The 19,900-nt window shown below is 39.3% G+C and carries 19 protein-coding genes and 1 pseudogene; all 20 read right to left on the bottom strand.

The genetic code is table 11. The features are described from left to right. Positions 1-74: 74 nt before the first annotated feature. A complete protein-coding gene (tuf, locus tag SSAL8618_RS02635; protein ID WP_002886182.1) occupies positions 75-1,271 on the bottom strand; it encodes an elongation factor Tu in 1,197 nt (398 codons plus the stop codon). 238 nt (positions 1,272-1,509) lie between these two features. Further along, on the bottom strand, positions 1,510-2,790 hold the full coding sequence (ftsW, locus tag SSAL8618_RS02630; RefSeq protein WP_038675474.1) for a cell division peptidoglycan polymerase FtsW: 1,281 nt from the start codon (positions 2,788-2,790) through the stop codon (positions 1,510-1,512). 260 nt (positions 2,791-3,050) lie between these two features. Further along, a complete protein-coding gene (locus SSAL8618_RS02625) occupies positions 3,051-3,467 on the bottom strand; it encodes a F0F1 ATP synthase subunit epsilon (RefSeq protein ID WP_002890211.1) in 417 nt (138 codons plus the stop codon). A gap of 12 nt (positions 3,468-3,479) precedes the next feature. Further along, the gene (atpD, locus tag SSAL8618_RS02620; RefSeq protein ID WP_002885994.1) at positions 3,480-4,886 is read right to left on the bottom strand and encodes a F0F1 ATP synthase subunit beta; all 1,407 of its coding nucleotides are present in this window, start codon (positions 4,884-4,886) and stop codon (positions 3,480-3,482) included. 76 nt (positions 4,887-4,962) lie between these two features. After that, positions 4,963-5,841 (bottom strand): F0F1 ATP synthase subunit gamma, encoded by an 879-nt coding sequence (locus tag SSAL8618_RS02615; RefSeq protein WP_002886026.1) that lies wholly within the window; start codon positions 5,839-5,841, stop codon positions 4,963-4,965. A gap of 18 nt (positions 5,842-5,859) precedes the next feature. Next, on the bottom strand, positions 5,860-7,365 hold the full coding sequence (gene atpA / locus SSAL8618_RS02610; protein ID WP_038675472.1) for a F0F1 ATP synthase subunit alpha: 1,506 nt from the start codon (positions 7,363-7,365) through the stop codon (positions 5,860-5,862). A 15-nt stretch (positions 7,366-7,380) separates the two neighbouring features. Continuing rightward, positions 7,381-7,917, bottom strand: a complete 537-nt coding sequence (locus tag SSAL8618_RS02605) for a F0F1 ATP synthase subunit delta (protein ID WP_002885901.1) — start codon at positions 7,915-7,917, stop codon at positions 7,381-7,383. Then, positions 7,917-8,414, bottom strand: a complete 498-nt coding sequence (gene atpF / locus SSAL8618_RS02600; protein ID WP_002886161.1) for a F0F1 ATP synthase subunit B — start codon at positions 8,412-8,414, stop codon at positions 7,917-7,919. Before atpF ends, SSAL8618_RS02605 begins: the two co-directional genes overlap by 1 nt. Positions 8,415-8,434: 20 nt before the next feature. Then, positions 8,435-9,142 (bottom strand): F0F1 ATP synthase subunit A, encoded by a 708-nt coding sequence (gene atpB, locus SSAL8618_RS02595; RefSeq protein ID WP_038675470.1) that lies wholly within the window; start codon positions 9,140-9,142, stop codon positions 8,435-8,437. Between the two features lie 33 nt (positions 9,143-9,175). Continuing rightward, a complete protein-coding gene (locus SSAL8618_RS02590) occupies positions 9,176-9,373 on the bottom strand; it encodes a F0F1 ATP synthase subunit C (protein WP_002890193.1) in 198 nt (65 codons plus the stop codon). Between the two features lie 759 nt (positions 9,374-10,132). Beyond that, the gene (locus SSAL8618_RS02585; RefSeq protein WP_038675468.1) at positions 10,133-11,869 is read right to left on the bottom strand and encodes an ATP-dependent nuclease; all 1,737 of its coding nucleotides are present in this window, start codon (positions 11,867-11,869) and stop codon (positions 10,133-10,135) included. Between the two features lie 133 nt (positions 11,870-12,002). After that, on the bottom strand, positions 12,003-14,651 hold the full coding sequence (locus SSAL8618_RS02580; protein WP_038675466.1) for a valine--tRNA ligase: 2,649 nt from the start codon (positions 14,649-14,651) through the stop codon (positions 12,003-12,005). A 15-nt stretch (positions 14,652-14,666) separates the two neighbouring features. After that, complete coding sequence (locus SSAL8618_RS02575) at positions 14,667-15,743, bottom strand: hypothetical protein (RefSeq protein ID WP_257001919.1); 1,077 nt, start codon at positions 15,741-15,743, stop codon at positions 14,667-14,669. Further along, positions 15,724-15,942, bottom strand: a complete 219-nt coding sequence (locus SSAL8618_RS10780) for a hypothetical protein (protein WP_257001918.1) — start codon at positions 15,940-15,942, stop codon at positions 15,724-15,726. Before SSAL8618_RS10780 ends, SSAL8618_RS02575 begins: the two co-directional genes overlap by 20 nt. Before the next feature lie 49 nt (positions 15,943-15,991). Continuing rightward, positions 15,992-16,078, bottom strand: a pseudogene (locus tag SSAL8618_RS10720) (GNAT family N-acetyltransferase); the annotation flags it as partial. Continuing rightward, positions 16,065-16,643, bottom strand: coding sequence for a flavin reductase family protein (locus SSAL8618_RS02570; protein ID WP_038675464.1), 579 nt, complete (start codon positions 16,641-16,643; stop codon positions 16,065-16,067). The gene SSAL8618_RS02570 and the pseudogene SSAL8618_RS10720, both read right to left, overlap by 14 nt. Before the next feature lie 445 nt (positions 16,644-17,088). Further along, on the bottom strand, positions 17,089-17,292 hold the full coding sequence (locus SSAL8618_RS02565) for a hypothetical protein (protein WP_002886082.1): 204 nt from the start codon (positions 17,290-17,292) through the stop codon (positions 17,089-17,091). 133 nt (positions 17,293-17,425) lie between these two features. Further along, the gene (locus SSAL8618_RS02560; protein ID WP_038675463.1) at positions 17,426-18,043 is read right to left on the bottom strand and encodes a PepSY domain-containing protein; all 618 of its coding nucleotides are present in this window, start codon (positions 18,041-18,043) and stop codon (positions 17,426-17,428) included. A 112-nt stretch (positions 18,044-18,155) separates the two neighbouring features. After that, positions 18,156-19,040 carry an EamA family transporter RarD gene (rarD, locus tag SSAL8618_RS02555; RefSeq protein WP_038675461.1) on the bottom strand — a complete coding sequence of 295 codons (885 nt, stop codon included), beginning with the start codon at positions 19,038-19,040 and terminating at the stop codon, positions 18,156-18,158. Continuing rightward, the gene (thrB, locus tag SSAL8618_RS02550) at positions 19,033-19,893 is read right to left on the bottom strand and encodes a homoserine kinase (RefSeq protein WP_038675459.1); all 861 of its coding nucleotides are present in this window, start codon (positions 19,891-19,893) and stop codon (positions 19,033-19,035) included. The genes rarD and thrB overlap by 8 nt, the downstream gene beginning before the upstream one ends. Positions 19,894-19,900: the final 7 nt, after the last annotated feature.

Below are 19,900 nucleotides of genomic sequence, written 5' to 3'. Positions count from 1 at the left end.
CCAAAAAGAGCCGAGTAAACTCGACTCTCTCAATTATTGTCTGACGAATAATTGTATTGGGAACTTAATATTAATTAAGCTTCGATTTCAGATACGATACCTGAACCAACAGTACGTCCACCTTCACGGATAGAGAATGTTGTACCTTGTTCAACGGCGATTGGGTGGATCAACTCAACGTCGATAGTCACGTTATCACCAGGCATAACCATTTCAGTACCTGCAGGAAGTTCGATTGAACCTGTTACGTCAGTTGTACGGAAGTAGAACTGTGGACGGTAGTTGTTGAAGAATGGAGTGTGACGTCCACCTTCTTCTTTAGAAAGGATGTAAACTTCACCTTTGAATTTAGTGTGTGGGTTGATTGAACCAGGTGCAGCCAATACTTGACCACGTTCGATTTCATCACGTTGGATACCACGAAGAAGAACACCGACGTTATCTCCGGCAATACCTTCGTCAAGTTGTTTACGGAACATTTCAACACCAGTAACAACTGCTTTTTGGATGTCTTCTTTAAGACCAACGATTTCAACTTCGTCATTGACACGAACAACACCACGGTCGATACGTCCTGAAGCAACAGTACCACGACCAGTGATTGAGAATACGTCTTCGACTGGAAGCAACAATGGTTTGTCAGTGTCACGTTCTGGTTCTGGGATGTATTCGTCAACAGTGTTCATCAAGTCCATGATGATGTCTTCGTATTTAGAATCACCTTCAAGAGCTTTAAGAGCTGAACCTTGGATAACTGGAATGTCATCACCTGGGAAATCGTATTCTGAAAGAAGGTCACGGATTTCCATTTCAACCAATTCAAGCAATTCTTCATCGTCAACCAAGTCAACTTTGTTCATGAAGACGATAAGGTGTTTAACACCAACCTGACGTGAAAGAAGGATGTGCTCACGAGTTTGTGGCATTGGTCCGTCAGTAGATGCTACTACAAGGATCGCACCGTCCATTTGAGCGGCACCAGTGATCATGTTTTTAACGTAGTCCGCGTGTCCTGGCGCATCGATGTGAGCGTAGTGACGTTTTTCAGTTTCGTACTCAACGTGTGCAGTGTTGATTGTGATACCGCGTTCACGTTCTTCTGGAGCAGCGTCGATTGAAGCGTAGTCTTTTGGTGTGTTAACTGCGCTAGGAAGACGACGAGCCAATACAGTTGTGATAGCAGCTGTCAAAGTAGTTTTACCGTGGTCAACGTGTCCGATTGTACCAATGTTAACGTGTGGTTTACTACGATCGTATTTTTCTTTTGCCATTTAGGAAAAGCCTCCAATAAAATATATTTTATAGATAGACAGTAGGCAATACAGTCTAACTTTACTCTACTATTCTATCAAAATGTCATAGAATTGCAAGTATTTTATATAGTTTTCAATTTTTCTTTAGAGTAATCACAAATATTTCTTTCCGTATTTCTATTTCTACTACTTCTATAAGCTTTTAGTAATCTCCTTGCTAATGCAAAAACGCTACCAAGTAAAAAAAGAAGCCGTATTAACGACTTCTTCTTAAAGGTACAATTTTTTCATCTTGACTTTCTAATTCTTGAGTATGAGACAATTCTTCCTCAATAGCTTGAACAATATTATCACGCTTTTCATTAGCAGCGATGTTCAAGACAAAGGCTATCCCAACTGAAGTTACCAAAAGCGAGTTACCACCTTGCGAAAGGAAAGGGAAGGTAACCCCTGTTGATGGAATCAGTCCTGAGATTCCTCCGATATTAACAAAGACCTGCATAAGCATGAGAGCCCCTACACCAAGCGCCATCATAGAGTTAAATGGATTTCTAGCCTTAACTCCCACAATCATAATACGAAGAATGAGGAAAAAGAGAAGGGCCAGAATCAAGCCAGCTCCGATAAGACCTAACTCTTCAATGACAATCGAAAACACAAAGTCTGTTGTAGCTTCTGGGAGATAGCCAGTTTTCTCAATCGAATTTCCAAGCCCGAGACCAAACCATCCTCCATTACTCATAGCATAGTATGAATGAGATAGCTGAAGACCAGATCCTGTCAAATCCTTGAACGGATTAAAATATGCTGCGAAACGCTTGGCAACATATCCAAAGATAGGTACCTTAGCCATGGTTTGAACCCCAACCAAGGCAATTAAACCAAGGAAGGCTGACGAAATCCCTACAATACTGGCAAACAAGGCCGTAAACCAACGGTAGCCAACACCAGAAATTGAAAACATAACTACCGTAGTCAATACAATAATGGCCGCATTACCCAAGTCAGGCTGGATAGCAACCAAACCAATCATAACGAGCAAATAAACACGCCAGTCATTCAGTTCCTTACCATTCCTTGGAATCCATCTATTCTTCGTCAAAGCTTGGTAGTCATAACGTTCTATGGCAGACTGTTTTTTTGAAAAGGTGTGTGCCAAGAACCAGACAACAATGATCTTAAGGTACTCTGCTGGTTGGAAAGACAAGGGTCCAAGCACAATCCAACCATTGGCACCATTGATTTCCCTGGTGAAAAATTTGGCAATGACCAAAAGTAAAATCTCAAAGGCAATAACAACACCCAAAAGCTTATCTTTCCTGAGAAAGTTCAATTTCAGTCGGTAGATGAAAAAAATAGAGAACAAGGATACCAACCAAAAGGCTCCTTGGTTCACAACAGACGCGAAGGGATTGGCACCCAAGGCTACTAAACGAGCACTGGTTGTTGAATACACTACTATCAAACCAACCACGGATAAGATTAAATAAGGTATCAAGATGGTGTAATCTAAAAGATGCTTCTTTTCAATTTTCATATCTTTAAAAAACTCATACTTTCTATTACGTTACTCTACATTCTTTCTAAAAATATAAAGCTAACAGCTTATATTATAACACTTTGATACCTTAAACTAAAGTAAAAGCTAAATTAACCGTTTTCAAGACTGGAAATCTAATTTTTTAACTTACCTTCAGATAGGTTTTACAATGAGCTTTCTTTGATAACCTTGTTACTTCTTATGTTTTCTTTTAAGACAAACAAAAAACAAGACCTAAGTCTCGTTTTTTGTTTATCTTATTTTGTACCGACACTGATACGATTAAGTGCTCGACGGAGAGCAACCTGAGCACGTTGAACTTCATCAATACGGTCAGATTTGGTTGCTTCTTCCAAGTCACGTTCGGCACGTTGCTTGGCACGTTCGGCACGAGAAACGTCAATGTCGCGTTCACGTTCTGCTGAATCGGCAACGATAGTAATAAAATCATCTTTAACTTCGATGATACCACCGTTTACGGCAATCCAATCGACGTGACTCTCGTCATCCACACGACGAACCTTGAGTTCATCCACTTCAAGTGGCGCAATCAAGTTAATATGGCCTGGCAAGATACCAATTTGACCATCTTTAGTAACCGCGTGGATAAAGCTGGCATGGTGGTCGTATTTGAGACCATCCGGAGTTACCACTTGTACGGTCATTTGTGCCATATATTCACCTCATTAGTAGCCCATAGCTTTAGCTTTAGCTACTACATCCTCAATTGGACCTACGCTACGGAAGGCATCTTCTGGAAGATTGTCATATTTACCTTCAAGGATTTCCTTAAAGCTACGAACGGTTTCAGCAACTGGAACATAAGAACCTGGTTGACCTGTAAACTGTTCAGCAACGTTGAAGTTTTGTGACAAGAAGAATTGGATACGACGAGCACGTCCAACCAATGTTTTTTCTTCGTCTGACAATTCATCCATACCAAGGATAGCGATAATATCTTGCAATTCACGGTAACGTTGAAGCACACGTTGAACTTCAGTCGCAACAGCGTAGTGTTCTTCACCAACAATTTCAGGTGAAAGGGCACGTGAGCTTGATGCCAATGGGTCAACGGCTGGGTAAATACCCATTTGTGTCAACTTACGTTCAAGGTTGGTTGTTGAGTCCAAGTGAGCAAATGCTGTAGCTGGCGCTGGGTCAGTATAGTCATCGGCTGGAACGTAGATGGCTTGGATAGATGTAACAGAACCTTTTTTAGTTGATGTGATACGTTCTTGCAATTGACCCATTTCAGTAGCAAGTGTAGGTTGGTAACCAACGGCTGATGGCATACGACCAAGAAGGGCAGAAACCTCAGAACCTGCTTGAGTGAAACGGAAGATGTTATCGATGAAGAGAAGAACGTCTTGACCCTCGACATCACGGAAGTATTCCGCAATTGTCAAACCAGTAAGGGCAACACGCATACGTGCTCCAGGTGGTTCGTTCATTTGACCGAAGACCATGGCTGTTTTCTCGATAACGCCAGATTCTTTCATTTCCCAGTAAAGGTCATTACCTTCACGTGTACGTTCACCAACACCTGTAAACACGGAAATACCACCGTGCTCTTGGGCAATGTTGTGAATCAACTCTTGAATAAGAACGGTTTTACCAACACCGGCACCACCGAAGAGTCCGACTTTACCACCCTTAAGGTAAGGGGCTAGCAAGTCGATAACTTTAATCCCTGTTTCAAGGATTTCAGTAGATGTTGACAATTCATCGAAAGTTGGTGCTTTTTTGTGAATTGGTTCACGCTCTGCATCGTCTGCAAAAGGTGCTTCCAAGTCAATGGTATCACCAAGAACGTTAAAGACACGTCCAAGGGTATCTTTACCAACAGGAACGCTGATTGGACGACCAGTGTCCAGAACTTCTAGTCCACGAGTCAATCCATCAGTAGATTCCATGGCAATGGTACGAACCACACCTTCTCCAAGTTCAAGAGCTACTTCGAGCACGATACGTTTAGACTTTTGTTCATCAGTATAAACGACCAATGCATTGTTAATCTCAGGAAGTTTATCACCAGCTGCAAACGCTACGTCTACAACAGGACCAACAACCTGAGCAATTTTGCCTGAGCTCATTGTTTTCTCCTTATGATAGTTTTCTGGATGACAATCATCCTTTTTTCATGTGTGTCTAATTAAGACAAATCTCTAGCTATTCAAGTGCACTTGCACCACCAACGATTTCAGTAATTTCCTGAGTGATGGCAGCTTGACGCGCACGGTTATATTGGATTGTCAAATCGTTAATCACATTCTTAGCATTATCAGTGGCTGTCTGCATTGCAGTCATACCAGCTGCGTGCTCAGCTGTTTTGGCATCTACGATAGCACCGTAGATAAGGCTCTCAGCATATTGTGGCAAGAGTTGATCCAAAATAGTGTCACGATCTGGTTCCAATTCAAACTTGGTCAACACATGACCTTCTGATTCATTGGGATCCAAATCAGCGATAGGAAGCATTTGTTCAACACGAACCTCACTAGACAAACTATTAACATGATGGTTGTAGCACACATAGAGTTCATCAAAAAGTTCATTTTGATACATTCCTACAGCTTTAGAAATGATTTTTCCGACTTGTTCAAAACTAGGTTGATCTTCAAGGCCACGAAGTTCAAAAGCAACATTCATGTTACGAGCCTTGAAGAAATCTGAACCTGTTCCACCAATAGAAATGATAGCATATTCATCTTCAGAATCATGGTCACGTTTAATCATGTCTAACACAGCTTTAAGAATTGTTGAGTTATAACCCCCAACAAGTCCCTTATCTGAAGTAATGACAATGTAACCTGTCTTACGAACTGGGCGTGCATCCAACATTGGATTTGACGAACCATTAATCAATTCTGAATGTAGAAGATCTGTTGTGATCTGTCTAATTTTTGAGGCATAGATTTGGAAATCTTTAGCAGCTTGCTCAGAACGTGTCAATTTTGAAGCAGAAACCATTTGCATGGCTCCTGTGATTTGACTCGTTTTCTTTGTTGAAGCAATTTTTGCTTGGATTTCTCTTAGAGAGCCTGCCATATGCTGTCCTCCCTATTTCTATTTGTATTCTGACTGATCTTTGAAAGCTTGGATAGCTTCATTAAGTACAGATTCCTCAGGAAGATCCTTAGTTGTACGAATAGTTTCAAAGATATCCTCATGGTGACTATCAAAGTAGTCATAGAGTGCTTCTTCAAAATCCAAGATTTGATCAACCGGAACACTATCCAAGAAACCGTGTGTCAAAGCGTAAAGGATAACAACCTGTTTCTCAACTGGAAGTGGTTTATGAAGCGGTTGTTTCAAAACTTCGATTGTACGACGACCACGGTTCAATTTCGCTTGAGTCGCAGCATCCAAATCTGAACCAAATTGCGTAAAGGCTTCAAGTTCACGATATGAAGCCAAGTCAAGACGAAGTGTACCAGCAACCTTCTTCATCGCTTTAATTTGCGCTGATCCACCTACACGTGATACAGAAGAACCCGCATCAATGGCTGGACGAATACCTGAGTTGAACAAGTTTTCTTGCAAGAAGATTTGTCCATCTGTGATTGAGATAACGTTTGTTGCGATGTAAGCTGAGATATCTCCGGCTTGCGTTTGAATGATTGGCAAGGCAGTAATTGAACCACCACCAAGATCATCTGAAACTTTAGCTGAACGTTCCAAAAGACGTGAGTGGAGATAGAAGACATCCCCTGGGTAGGCTTCACGACCTGGTGGACGACGGAGAAGCAATGAAAGTTCACGGTAGGCCACGGCTTGTTTAGACAAATCATCATAAACAATCAATACGTGTTTTCCGTTATACATGAACTCTTCAGCCATTGCAACACCAGCATAAGGCGCAATGTAAAGCAATGGTGATGGTTGTGATGCAGAGGCAGTCACAACGATTGTGTAATCAAGAGCACCGTGTTTACGGAGAGTTTCTACTTGTGTACGAACTGTTGATTCTTTTTGACCAATAGCCACATAGATACAGATCATATCTTGACCTTTTTGGTTCAAGATAGCATCAATGGCTACTGAAGTTTTACCAGTTTGGCGGTCTCCGATGATCAATTCACGTTGACCACGTCCAATTGGAACCAAGGCATCAATGGCCTTAAGACCAGTTTGCAATGGCTCAGAAACTGATTTACGTTGCATAACACCTGGAGCAGGTGTTTCAACTGGACGGAAACCTGTTGTTTCGATGTCACCAAGACCATCAACTGGTTGCCCAAGTGGGTTTACTACACGACCGATAAGGGCTTCACCAACTGGAACTTCCATGATTTTTCCAGTACGTTTAACAATATCGCCTTCACGAATTGCAACGAAATCCCCCAAGATAATGATACCGACATCATTAGTTTCAAGGTTTTGGGCCATACCATAGGCACCATTTTCAAATTCGAGCAACTCACCACTCATAGCATTATCAAGACCACGAGCACGTGCGATACCGTCACCGATATAGGTAACGACACCAGTTTCAGTGACGTCAAAGTTTGGCTGGAAGTTTTCAATTTGCTTTTTAATTAAAGCGCTAATTTCTTGTGCGTTAATTGCCAAAAGTCACACCACTTTCTATTTCAAATTCGTTTTAAAGGTTTGCAATTGACTGCGAATTGACGTGTCAACAACCTTATTTTTTGCTTTGATGACGAATCCTCCGATGAGGTCCTCATCAATTTTTTCTACTAAACGACGTGTCTTAATCTCAAATTTTTGTGAAACAATCGCCAAAAGTCGGGCTTTTTGTTCCTCAGACAAGGGACTTGCTGATGTCACTGTAACATCGTAAGTATTGTCTTCTTGATCAAAGAGCTCAAGGACCAATTTCAACACATCATAGAGAATGTTGGCACGGTCATTGAGTAAGATTACCTCAAGAAAATTGTTCATATACACTGAACAAGACTCTTGAAACAAGCTCAAACTTTCTTTTTTAGCTTCACTTGTCACATTTTCCTGCGACAAGAAGGTTTTTAGATTTGTTTCAGCAAAAACTGTTAGGATTTGCCTTACTTCTTCTTGGATTGTTGACACGGCGTCTTGTTCAAAAGCGACTTCTACCAGACTTCTGGCATACTGCTCAACAAGAGCTTGTGTTTTCTTATCCATTAAGCATCTCCTAATTGATCAAGATAGCTATCAATCAAGTCAGATTGCGCTTTAGCATCAAGGTTTTGTTTCATAACTTTTTCCGCCAAGAGGACAGTCAAGTCTGCAACTTCACCTTTAACGCCAGCAAGTGCTTCCACACGGCTTTGGGCGATGTCTTGATTTGCTTTTTCTTTCAAGCGTTTAGCTTCATCATGTGCTTCTGCAATGATTTTAGATTCTTGAGTTTTACCAGTTTCCTTGGCCCCATCAATAATTTGAGCCGCTTCAGTGCGAGCACCTGCTAACTCATCTTGACGTTTTTGTGCCAAGCTTTCTGCTTCTTGACGAGCATTTTCAGCACTATCAATATCTGTGGCAATTTTCTTTTCACGAGCAGCAAAGATTCCTGTAATTTGATCCCATGCGAATTTACGGATGAGGTAATACAAGAGAAAAACTGAGCCGAGTGTGATAATGATATTACCAAGTGTCGTACTATTAATCAGTAATGACATTTCATTTCTCCCTTTCTTAATTATTCTTCGTTGACTTTATCACCAATATAGTTTGAACTTAGGATAATAAAGACATAGGATTGGATAAAGCCGATAAAGGCTGAAAAGGCAACCCAGACAAGGTTCAAAGCAAAGGATACAGGTGCTGCAAAAGCAGACCATGTCACCAATTTAAGAATCAAGCCAGTAAGTACCTCACCAGAATAAATGTTACCAAACAAACGCAAGGCCAATGAAGCAAGGTTGGTTAATTGTTCCAAAATGTTCATTGGGAGCATAGCTGGGTATGGTGAAAGGTAGCCTTTTAGATAGCCTTTAAACCCTTTTTTACGGATCCCCTCAATATGACTAATGAGGGTAATAATCAAAGAAAGAGTGATAGTAACACCGAAGTTCGATGTTGGAGAAGTCCAAAAATTGTAATGCTCACTTTTTACAGATACAAGCAAACCTAAGTTGTTCGCTGTAAAAACAAAGGTGAAAATTACAAACAAGAGCAAACTATAATTCTTCGTGAATTTCCCAAGATTTTGAGAAATGGTACTGTTCACAAACTCATAGATGAACTCAAGCACATTTTGTTTTCCCTTTGGTTTAATGGTCATCTTACGACTTGACCAAAAAACCACTCCAAAAACGATAATTACTGTCAAGAGAGACATGGCAAGGACAGTCAAGTCAAAATCAATCCCAAATAATGAGACGGTTGGATTACTTGTAGTTTCCACTGCTCATCCCTCCTTCATCTTTTTATTTGTCTATTAGACAATGTAGCTAAGGGCAAACAATACGAAGAAGGTACCTTCGATAAAGGCAACACCAGTAAACATCAATGTTTGAAGTTTGCTAAACATCTCAGGTTGGCGAGCTGCAGCTTTAGCGATATTGGCAACGAGGATACCCTCACCAACAGATACACCCATAACGGCCAAACCGAGGGCTAAGATAGTTAGATTCATAGTAGAATTCTCCTTTTTAATTATTTTTACCCTGCTATTTTAGTCCTATTTTCCACGAAAGTCAATGAATTGACGGTTTTTTAGACGTTTTCACTGACTTTGCCTAACGTTTTCATTTTACTTACACAAGCGTTTACTTTTAATGAAAAACTTTCTGCTTATTTCATAAAAACAAGCCTAACCTTGTGAGATTAGACTTGTTTGGGAGATTTATGAAAAAAGAAAGATACACTGCCTGACTTAAAACCAGAACATGTGAGCGCTACCGAACGACGTTCAGTAATACTTATTAGGATGACTATAGTATAACTTGAGTTCCTTAAAGAAAGCTGAAGGGGATTTTATATTTTCAACGAAAATCAAACGAGGATTGCGCTCTACATTCATACAAAGTATCTAAAGGGAATTTTTTCTACAATCTTCAAAAACTTTATGATAATCGTGACACTAAAAACCTAAAATATCTCAAAATCATTGCCTTATAAAGCCAACTAACTATTCTAGACACCTGAGAAACAAGCAATACTTTTATCCTCCTCAAATTGACATAAATTTATAGAATCTATCATCCGGTACTATGCTTACTGAAATATCTATTTCTTCCAATACGATTAAATAGTAATTTGAAAATAGAAATTAATAAAAAGATGAGTAAGTTAGTTTTTTAATAGTAATAAACTTCTTCCACTATACTTGAAAACTAAGGAGTACCAGAGTTCAATTGTTAATTATAATAAATTCAATTGTGAAAACCATAATCTATTCTCTAAGCCATTCAATCATTTCAATAATTTCTTTATCAAAATCTTCTTTTTGAGCGTTTTTTATTATATCATCAATCGAGCAGGACCTTTTAAACTCACTCTGGAACCAAGCTCTTATCATTGTTAAGGCTTTCTTTCCACCAATAATAGATAACTTTTCTTCTAAAGTATTCCATGATTTATCACGTATTTTTCTTGCTTCAGAATTAGCCTTAACAATGTCCCACTTACTATTTAATTCTTTTAGTTTTGTTGACAATGAATCTGCCACTTCATCTTTGAAGTTTTCATCAATTTTTTTATCCAAATATTGATAAAAAATTATTTCATTTTCCATCCCTGAGATGACAAATAAAACTTTTGGAATAAGAAAGTAATTTTCAATTTCTTTCTTATTCCAGAATTTTAAATTTAAGTCAGCATCTTTTGCTTCAAATATCTTTTTATCTAACCAAGTTTGCGGGAAATAATCTCTATCTAAAATACATTTTACTTGTATACTACCTTTAGTTTCACCCGCAAATAGTTTTGATAACCCAAAAGCTTGTGGTAGATTACTTGCTCCTTTTAATTCCACGAATGGAAGTGTTAGTAGTGAATCGTTATTTTCTGGGTAACATTTTTCATAAATTTTATTTAAGATTTTTAAATCACTTGAATTCTCGACAAAAATGCATTTTTTAGAATTCGCAATCCTTAACAATGTAATGTTTTGCGAACTGCCTAAGTCCTCCAATGTATTTTGTACAGAAATGATGTCTGAAGAGAATTTCATGGTTTGTTTAGATTTATCAATCATTAGTACATTTTCGGGATTAACCTCTGATAAAATTTCTACTGAATGTGAAGCAATAATTACCTGCTTAAATCTATTCTTTACAATTTTTACTAAACTCCTCTGTAGGTCTGGATGCATATAAACATCAGGTTCATCTAGTATCACAGTCTCTGACTCTGCAGATTTGCAAATAAACCAAATAATCTGAAGCCACATTTGAAGACCACTCCCCATATAGCCTATCTCCGAAGTAAATCTATCTGCTTCTATCATTAATTGGATTGGAGGAGTGCTATCCCCTATAAATCCTCTCGACGGTGCAATCAATTCTTTTACTTTCAACCCTTGCCAAGTTTGCTCTGCTAACTGACAAAATTCTTCGTAAACTGTTATATCCTTTGTTTTCTCATCTAATATCTCATTTCTAAAATGCCTACTAGACAAATAAGTATCTCGACCATTAACAATTGTACTTCCAGCTAACTGTCTTTCTTCTTCTTTAATTAATCCAATTTGAGGTAATATCTCAACTCTTGAAAAGCTACTTACTAGAAATTTATTTGCGCTTTTTATATTTCTTCCCGATTTATCATAATAACAAGCATAAGCAACATCATCTGAAATATAAATTTCAATCTTATTTTTATCATTAAAATATCCTATTATTTTTGAAATAATATCTTCTTTGTAAAAATGAGACACTGTACGTAGATCAATTTTTAAAGAATCTAAATTAAGTTTCTTCGACTTCTTGTTTCTCTGCTGAAAAATAGGAGGTAAATCTTTATAATTATGTTTTTTACCACTTTTTATTGCTAATGCAATCAATCTCAACCCCTCTATCATAGTAGATTTACCAGCATTATTTTTCCCCACAGCAATTGTAATTTCTCTTAAAGGAATTGTTGCATCTTCAAAACATTTATAATTTATAAATTGAATTTTTTCTAACATTAAAACTCACTCCTAAAGATGGCTTAATTAACATCTGATTATATAAAATTTAACTAAAAAAACCATTTAGTATACATTGCAAGTCAAACTCACAAGCGATTAGACTAAATGGTCACTTTATATCATTAAAATATTACACCAATTTCTTCATTTCTTCAATACGTACGACTGTCGCATCGTATTTAGCTTGGTAATCTTCTTGTTTGTCGCGTTCTTTTTGGACGACTTCTGGTTTGGCATTGGCTACGAAGCGCTCGTTAGAGAGTTTCTTACCAACCATATCCAGTTCTTTTTGCCATTTAGCCAATTCTTTTTCAAGACGGGCCAATTCTTCTTCGACATTAAGAAGGTCAGCGAGTGGCAAGTAGATTTCTGCGCCTGTGATGATGCTTGACATAACCAAGTCAGGTACTTCGACATCTGCTGCAATTTCCAAGTGTTCTGGGTTTGTGAAGCGTTTGATGTAGTTGACATTGTCATTGAAGAAGGCATCGAGCTTGCTATCACTAGTCTTGATCAAGATGGTGATTGGTTTGCTTGGAGCTACGTTCACTTCTGCACGAGAGTTACGTACTGAACGAATCACATCTTTAAGGGCTTCTACACCAGCTGCTGCTTCTTCGTTTTCAAACTCTGGACGAACTACTGGGTATTCCGCAGTCACGATTGTTCCTTCAGAGATTTGGCCATAGATTTCTTCGGTTACGAATGGCATGATTGGGTGAAGGAGACGCAAGATTTGGTCCAAGGTGTAAAGAAGGACAGAACGAGTGATGACTTTTTCGTCCTCGTTATCGCTATAAAGCACTTCTTTAGTCAACTCAACATACCAGTCCGCAAACTCGTCCCAGATGAAGTTGTAGAGAATATGACCAGCCACACCAAATTCGAACTTATCAAAGTTTTCAGTGACTTTTCCGATAGTTTCGTTAAGGTTGTGGAGAATCCAACGGTCTGTAACGTTACCTGCTTGACCAGCAGCCACTTTAGCTACATTTTCACGCGCCGCATCCAAGGTCAACCCTTCATTGTTCATGAGGATGTAGCGAGAGATGTTCCAAATCTTGTTAATGAAGTTCCATGACGCATCCATTTTCTCGTAAGAGAAGCGCACGTCTTGCCCTGGTGCAGAACCGTTTGAAAGGAACCAACGAAGGGCATCGGCACCGTATTTCTCGATAACATCCATTGGGTCAATACCGTTACCGAGTGACTTAGACATCTTGCGTCCTTGCTCGTCACGGATAAGGCCGTGGATAAGGACATTCTTAAATGGTTGGCGTCCTGTGAATTCCAATGATTGGAAGATCATACGAGACACCCAGAAGAAGATGATATCGTAACCTGTTACCAAGGTTGAAGTTGGGAAGTAACGTTTGAAGTCTTCTGCTTCCACATCAGGCCAACCCATAGTTGAGAATGGCCAGAGGGCAGAACTGAACCAAGTATCCAAGACATCTTCGTCTTGTTTCCATCCGTCACCTTCTGGTGCTTCTTCACCAACGTACATTTCACCCTCAGCATTGTACCAAGCAGGAATTTGGTGACCCCACCAGAGCTGACGAGAGATTACCCAGTCGTGGACATTTTCCATCCATTGGAGGAAGGTATCGTTGAAACGAGGTGGGTAGAAATCAACCTTATCGTCTGTGTCTTGGTTAGCAATGGCATTCTTCGCCAATTGATCCATCTTAACGAACCATTGTGTAGACAAGCGTGGCTCAACTGGCACACCTGTACGCTCTGAGTGACCAACTGAGTGAGTCATCTTTTCGATTTCAACAAGGGCACCGATTTCTTCCAATTTCTTAACAACAGCCTTACGTGCCTCAAAGCGGTCCATACCGTTGAATTCACCAGCCAATTCATTCATGGTACCGTCATCATTCATAACGTTAACTTGTGGCAAGTTATGGCGTTGACCAACCAAGAAGTCATTAGGGTCGTGGGCAGGAGTGATTTTAACCACACCCGTACCAAATTCAGGGTCTGCGTGTTCGTCTCCAACGATTGGAATTGGTTTATTCAAGATTGGCAAGATAACATTTTTACCAATCAAGTCTTTATAACGGTCGTCATTTGGGTTAACCGCTACGGCAGTATCCCCAAACATAGTCTCAGGACGAGTTGTTGCTACTTCAAGGGCACGTGAACCGTCTTCCAACATGTAGTTCATGTGGTAGAAGGCACCTTCGACATCCTTGTGAATAACCTCGATATCAGAAAGGGCTGTACGAGCTTTTGGATCCCAGTTGATGATAAATTCACCACGGTAAATCCAACCTTTTTTGTAAAGCTCTACAAAAACCTTACGAACCGCTTTTGAAAGACCTTCGTCAAGTGTGAAACGCTCACGAGAGTAGTCTACAGAGAGTCCCATCTTACCCCATTGTTGCTTGATAGTTGAGGCATACTCGTCTTTCCATTCCCAAACCTTATCGAGGAATTTTTCACGGCCAAGGTCATAACGAGAGATGCCGTCTTCAGCCAAACGAGCTTCAACCTTGGCTTGAGTAGCAATCCCTGCGTGGTCCATACCTGGAAGCCAAAGCGTATCGAAACCTTGCATACGTTTTTGACGGATAATGATATCTTGCAAAGTTGTATCCCAAGCGTGACCAAGGTGAAGTTTCCCAGTTACGTTTGGTGGTGGAATGACGATTGAATAAGGCTTAGCCTTTTTATCGCCAGAAGGCTTGAAAACATCCTCATCAAGCCATTTTTGGTAACGACCAGCCTCAACCTCGGCTGGATTGTATTTAGGTGAAAGTTCTTTAGACATGTGTGTGTCCTCCTTTTATTCTGTTAAATAATAATATTTACCGTCTTTTGATATTATTTTAGTTTCTTTTTCTAGTAAATTCTCAGTTGTATTTTTTATCTCAAGTGAATTATCTAGTTGTTTATAAATTTGTGTGATTACAGAATCAGGGATTTCATTATATTTCCAATCATTGATAATCATTCCAGGGATTTCGAATAATAATCCTTCCCAACCTTGTTTAGCATATCTCTTATTATCCAAATCAAGTGCAAATGTTTTGATGCTCTCATCATGCCATTGATTTAATAAATTTCTAGCATCCGTAGATTGTTCAATATAAATGTTATATAAAGAATAACAATGATCAGAAGATACGGTACCCTTGTTTAATAGATAAATTAATCGTCCAATTTCTTCTAAAATTGAGAGCAAGTATTGTTGAAATCTAATCAGTCTATCAAGATCATCAATACTTTCTTGGTATTTATTGAATTCAGAGTTGTGACCTTTAGATACGATATTTTCTATTGTTAAATTGACTTGTTGTAATAATTCAACTGCATCATCCCTATATCGATTCAAGTCATCTAAAGAACGTTTTCTCAATTCATCATTCTCAATGATTTCGATATTAAATTTGGAAATGTTACCAACTTTTCCTATTAAAGCTATTATTCTAGCTTTAAATTCAGTCTGTTGAAAATCATATATTTTATCTATTCCTTCCTGCATTTCCGCCATTTTAGTATCAATTTGAGCCATATAATATTGACCTACAACCATGGAGGAAATATTCATTACATCAGCTACTGTATTTGAGATAGCTGTTATTTCTTCAGCATCTATTGGAATAAGATTGGCTTGACCTGCAAGTTTGTTATTTATGTTGTAACCACCACGAAAAGCTCCCTGTAATTCTTTCGAATCGTAAAGTTTTGCTCCAGGTGGGATAACTACTTGATAGATATTACCTTCTTTGACTTGATTTAATAACTCTTTAATAGATTTATTTTTGACATGATTGTTGAATTTTTGAACAATTTGAGGCACAAGAGCATCTAATTTCGCTACAACATTTCCATCTGAAATCTCATGCATAGTTTTTTTCATCAAGATTAATCTCTGTAGGTAAGAACTCAATTTTAGGCATTAGAGCTAAAAATTCCTCGTTTATTGGAGATACTTCATAATTAGTATTTGGGATAATTTCATTAGAATAACTAATATTCAACTTTTTCTCTTTATTTTTTTCTTTTTTATAAAAGTAAGAAATTAGAAGTACAAGCAATAAGATAACAATCCATTTCATTTCTCCTTCTCCCACTCACTATTTAGCAAGACGTATATCAGACAGTCACAAAGATATCCTCAGCATCCGCCACTGTTCGGACTCGTAAAAGAAGACGCTCCGTTTCGATTCGTTCTGGCAATTCAGCTCTTGTCATCCTTCTTCCTCGCTTTCTTGATGAAGCTTCCCATGGGGTCGACTCGGTCATCTAGATAGCGATAGACACGCTTATGACCATCACCCATAAAGTAAGTCGGTGCAAAGCGGTCATTTTTAAAATGGCCCTTATCATCCAACAAATCAGATTCAGCCAGACGGTCTAGAATCTTAGCAAAGATATGACAGATACCATCTTCCTCTATAATTCTGTCTACCTTACAATCCAAAACGACTGGACAAGGATCCAAAATAGGTGCTTGTGTCAGTTCAGAAAGTCGGAAATCCAAGCCAAGTTTAGCAATCTTCTCACGATGACTAATAAAACCAGCCTGTTCCATCTCTAGCATGAGGTTTTCATCAGGGATATTAACCGTAAATTTCTGATAATGTTTAATCTGGTCTGCCGCATTTTCCTCGCTACCAACCCCGATGACCAGCCAATCTCCTAGACTATAGGAAGAGCTACAAGTCGTCACATTATAGCCGTATGTTTGGTCCTGGTAACCCAAGATAAAAATGGGAAAACCATAATACAATTTACTGGTCTCAAAAGATTGCTTCATGTCACCCTCCTTGGATAGGAACGTAGACTTCGCTTTCGCTCCGTCTGCATCAATATCTCTAAATCCACCTGCGACCTTCGGTCTTGGTTCTTTAAAAGATATAGAAAATCCCTGCCATAATATGACAGGGACGAATGTGTATCCGCGGTACCACCCAGTTTTGAGTGGTAACCACTCACAGCTTTCTTGATTCAATTTGACCATCAGCAACCAGCTTTGACATTTGTGCGGATTTCTCAATACCACCGCTTCCTGTGACAAATGGACTTCAAAGCACCTCTGAATGGTCTTATTCTATCACATTTTTAATCTCAAGACAAATGAAATTGTGGGGAAGATGTTATCACAATCAGTCAGACTACAGATTCCACCTTGAAACAGAAATACAATGCTTCATTTTTTATTTTCATAAGAAAAATCCCTATCTTCCGACAAGGATTGTATCTTATTTTTCTTCCTTAGCTCTTTCTTCTTTTAGCCATTTTTCATAGCTTTCAAGTAGATTGATAGCCATTTGGGTTGCCAAGGCTAGTGAGAAGGCTTCTGTACCTTCAGTTGTTTCGTCTTGAACTTCCAATTTACTTTCTTCGTAAATGGCTTTGAGAGCCTTATTGCTAAGCGTGTCTTTAAATGCTTGGAATTCTTTCATGGTCAAAGCCTCCTTGATTCTACGGCAACTTTTACAACTACTGTTACCGTTTTCACTTTAAGTTTACACCATTTCAGAGAAATTGCAAGGATTTTCCTCAATAATAAGGAGAGCTTTTCACTCTATCTGCGACCTACTGAGCAGGAGTCGCAGCCCCTGTCAGATACTCAGTTGTATAAGCTACGATAGCTCCTGAATCAGCATTTACCGCGTATTTATAACGTAGACCACTAGCTGCATAATCAAAGCTGATATTGTAGACCTTACCGTCTCCTTCAGTCTTCAAGTCCGTTTTCAAGTTGGTCACAGAACCTTCAGCTAGGCCAGCATGGTTAAGAGCTGTCGTTTGCGCAGTTTCTTTAGATACTGCTGTCTCTTCCTTGCTTTCGCTAGGTTGAGTCTCGTCTTTAGGCTCTTCACTTTTTTGAGTATCATCCTCATCCTTAGATGTTGGATGGTCACTCTTATGTTTCAAAATAGATCCTGACTGACCGTCAATCGTATACTCAAAATGGTTGTCTGACGTTGTGAAACTAATCTCATAACTTCCGTGAAGCCCAGAACGTGCTTTTGAAACTGTTGATTGAGAGATCTCAGAAGTTTTGACACCTGCATTTTTGTATGCAATGTCTGCTGCATCTTGTTCTGACAAGCGATAACCTGAACCGTTAAAGACAAACAGGCCTGCAGCAATGGCAACTGGGATAGCGAGCAGAAGCAGGTAGCTCACTAGCTTTTTCATTTTTCGCATAAAATTCTCCGCTATTTTAATCTAATACTACTATTATATCTTAAAGTTCTAAAATTGTCAGATAAACTTGGCTCATTTTTAGGTCGACATTATAAAAAGTTCCCGATAGCTATCAGGAACTTCTACGAAATGTTACTATTTGGCCAGTTACAAAGACTAGGATGGCTATCCAGATAAAGATGAAGCCTTTCAATTCTCCAAAGCTGACCGCCTCACCAAAAATGAGAATGGCTACGAGAAGTTGAATGGTAGGATTAAGATACTGGATGAAACCGATAAGGTTAAGCGGTGCCCTTTTGACTGCTTCCGAGAAGCAAAGCAAAGGAACGGCAGTCACCATACCTGAAATGGCTAGGAGAAACATTTCCATGCTCGAATAGGACGAAAATGATTCTGGAGAAAAGAAAATGAGATAGATAGCTACAAAAGGTAGTAGGAATCCACTTTCTACTAGCATAGCTACGTCACTGGAGAGCTTAACCCCTTTTTTGATGAGACCGTAGAAACCAAAGCTCAGGGCCAATCCCAAAGAAACCATGGGAAGTTTTCCTGTGTTGGCAACAAGGACTAAGACCCCTATAAAAGCTAAGACTACTGCTACCCACATGGTTCTGCTCAGAGATTCACGAAGAAAAATAAGAGCAAACAAGATAGAAACAATAGGCATAATGTAATAGCCTAGGCTAGCCTGCGTCGCTTGCCCATGACCCACAGCATAGATATAAATCAACCAGTTAGCCGCTATGAGAAAGCTGGCAAGTAGCATGCGAAGTAAGACTTTCTTATCCTGCCAAAGTTCGACTAACTCACCTTTGAAACGTGTAATTTGCTTAGCAACTAGGGCATAGACTAACATAGTCACTACAGTAAAAACAATCCGCCATGAAAAGGTGTTATAAGCCAAAACACCTGCTAGAAGCTTCCAAAAAAGGGATAAAAATCCCCATTGAATATAGGTTGCTAGACCAAAGAGTAGCCCTTGATTTTTTCTAGTCAACGACAACACCTGCTTTATCCACAGATAGGATGAAGGTTTCACCATCTAAACCAAGACCATCAATAGCCGTTTTAAGAGCCTCAGCCTGATCATTTGGTGTCAAGGTCATAACTGTTGGACCAGCACCTGAGAGATAGGTCGCATAAGCACCGTATTGGCCTGATAATTCCTTAATAGTCGCAAATTCTTTAACCAGTTTTTGACGGTAGCGTTCGTGGAACATATCTCCTTGGATAGCACGTCCCGCCTTAACTAAATCACCTGCAAAGAGGGCAGCAATGGCAACGTTGGCAATAGATGATGCAGCTACAGCTTCTTTGTAAGACAAGTCACTTGGAAGCACCCCACGTGAATCAGACGTCTTAAGTTCATAGCTCGGAATGAAAGCTACAAAGGCACATTCTGGAAACTCTGTAACGATGCTATTAACATGTTCGTCCACATAAGATGCCACAACAAGATTTCCAAAAATAGCTGGAGCAACATTGTCTGGGTGACCTTCAATCTTGGTCGCAATATCAAGTTTATCATCGTCTGAGAGCTTCAAGTCTGCCAATTGATTGGCCAACTCGATTCCTGCGACAATAACAGAACTTGAAGAACCGAGACCACGCGCCAAGGGAATATCTGATGTCATCACCAATTTATGAGGCTGCAAATCAGACTTCACTTGCAAGGCTGTTGAAATGAGGAGGTTATTTTCATCTGAGGGAATATCGCCTAAATCATGTTCGATATGCCATGCATCCGCTGGTTCAAGCACCTCGATTGTCAAATATTTAGAAACGGCAACACCCACAGAGTCAAAACCTGGACCAATATTGGCAGATGTTGCTGGGACAGTAATTTTCATAATAATA

The sequence above is a fragment of the Streptococcus salivarius genome (genome assembly GCF_000785515.1).
GTDB lineage: Bacteria > Bacillota > Bacilli > Lactobacillales > Streptococcaceae > Streptococcus > Streptococcus salivarius.
The sequence above is the reverse complement of the archived record's forward strand: the minus strand, read 5'-3'. Positions and strand labels throughout refer to the sequence as shown.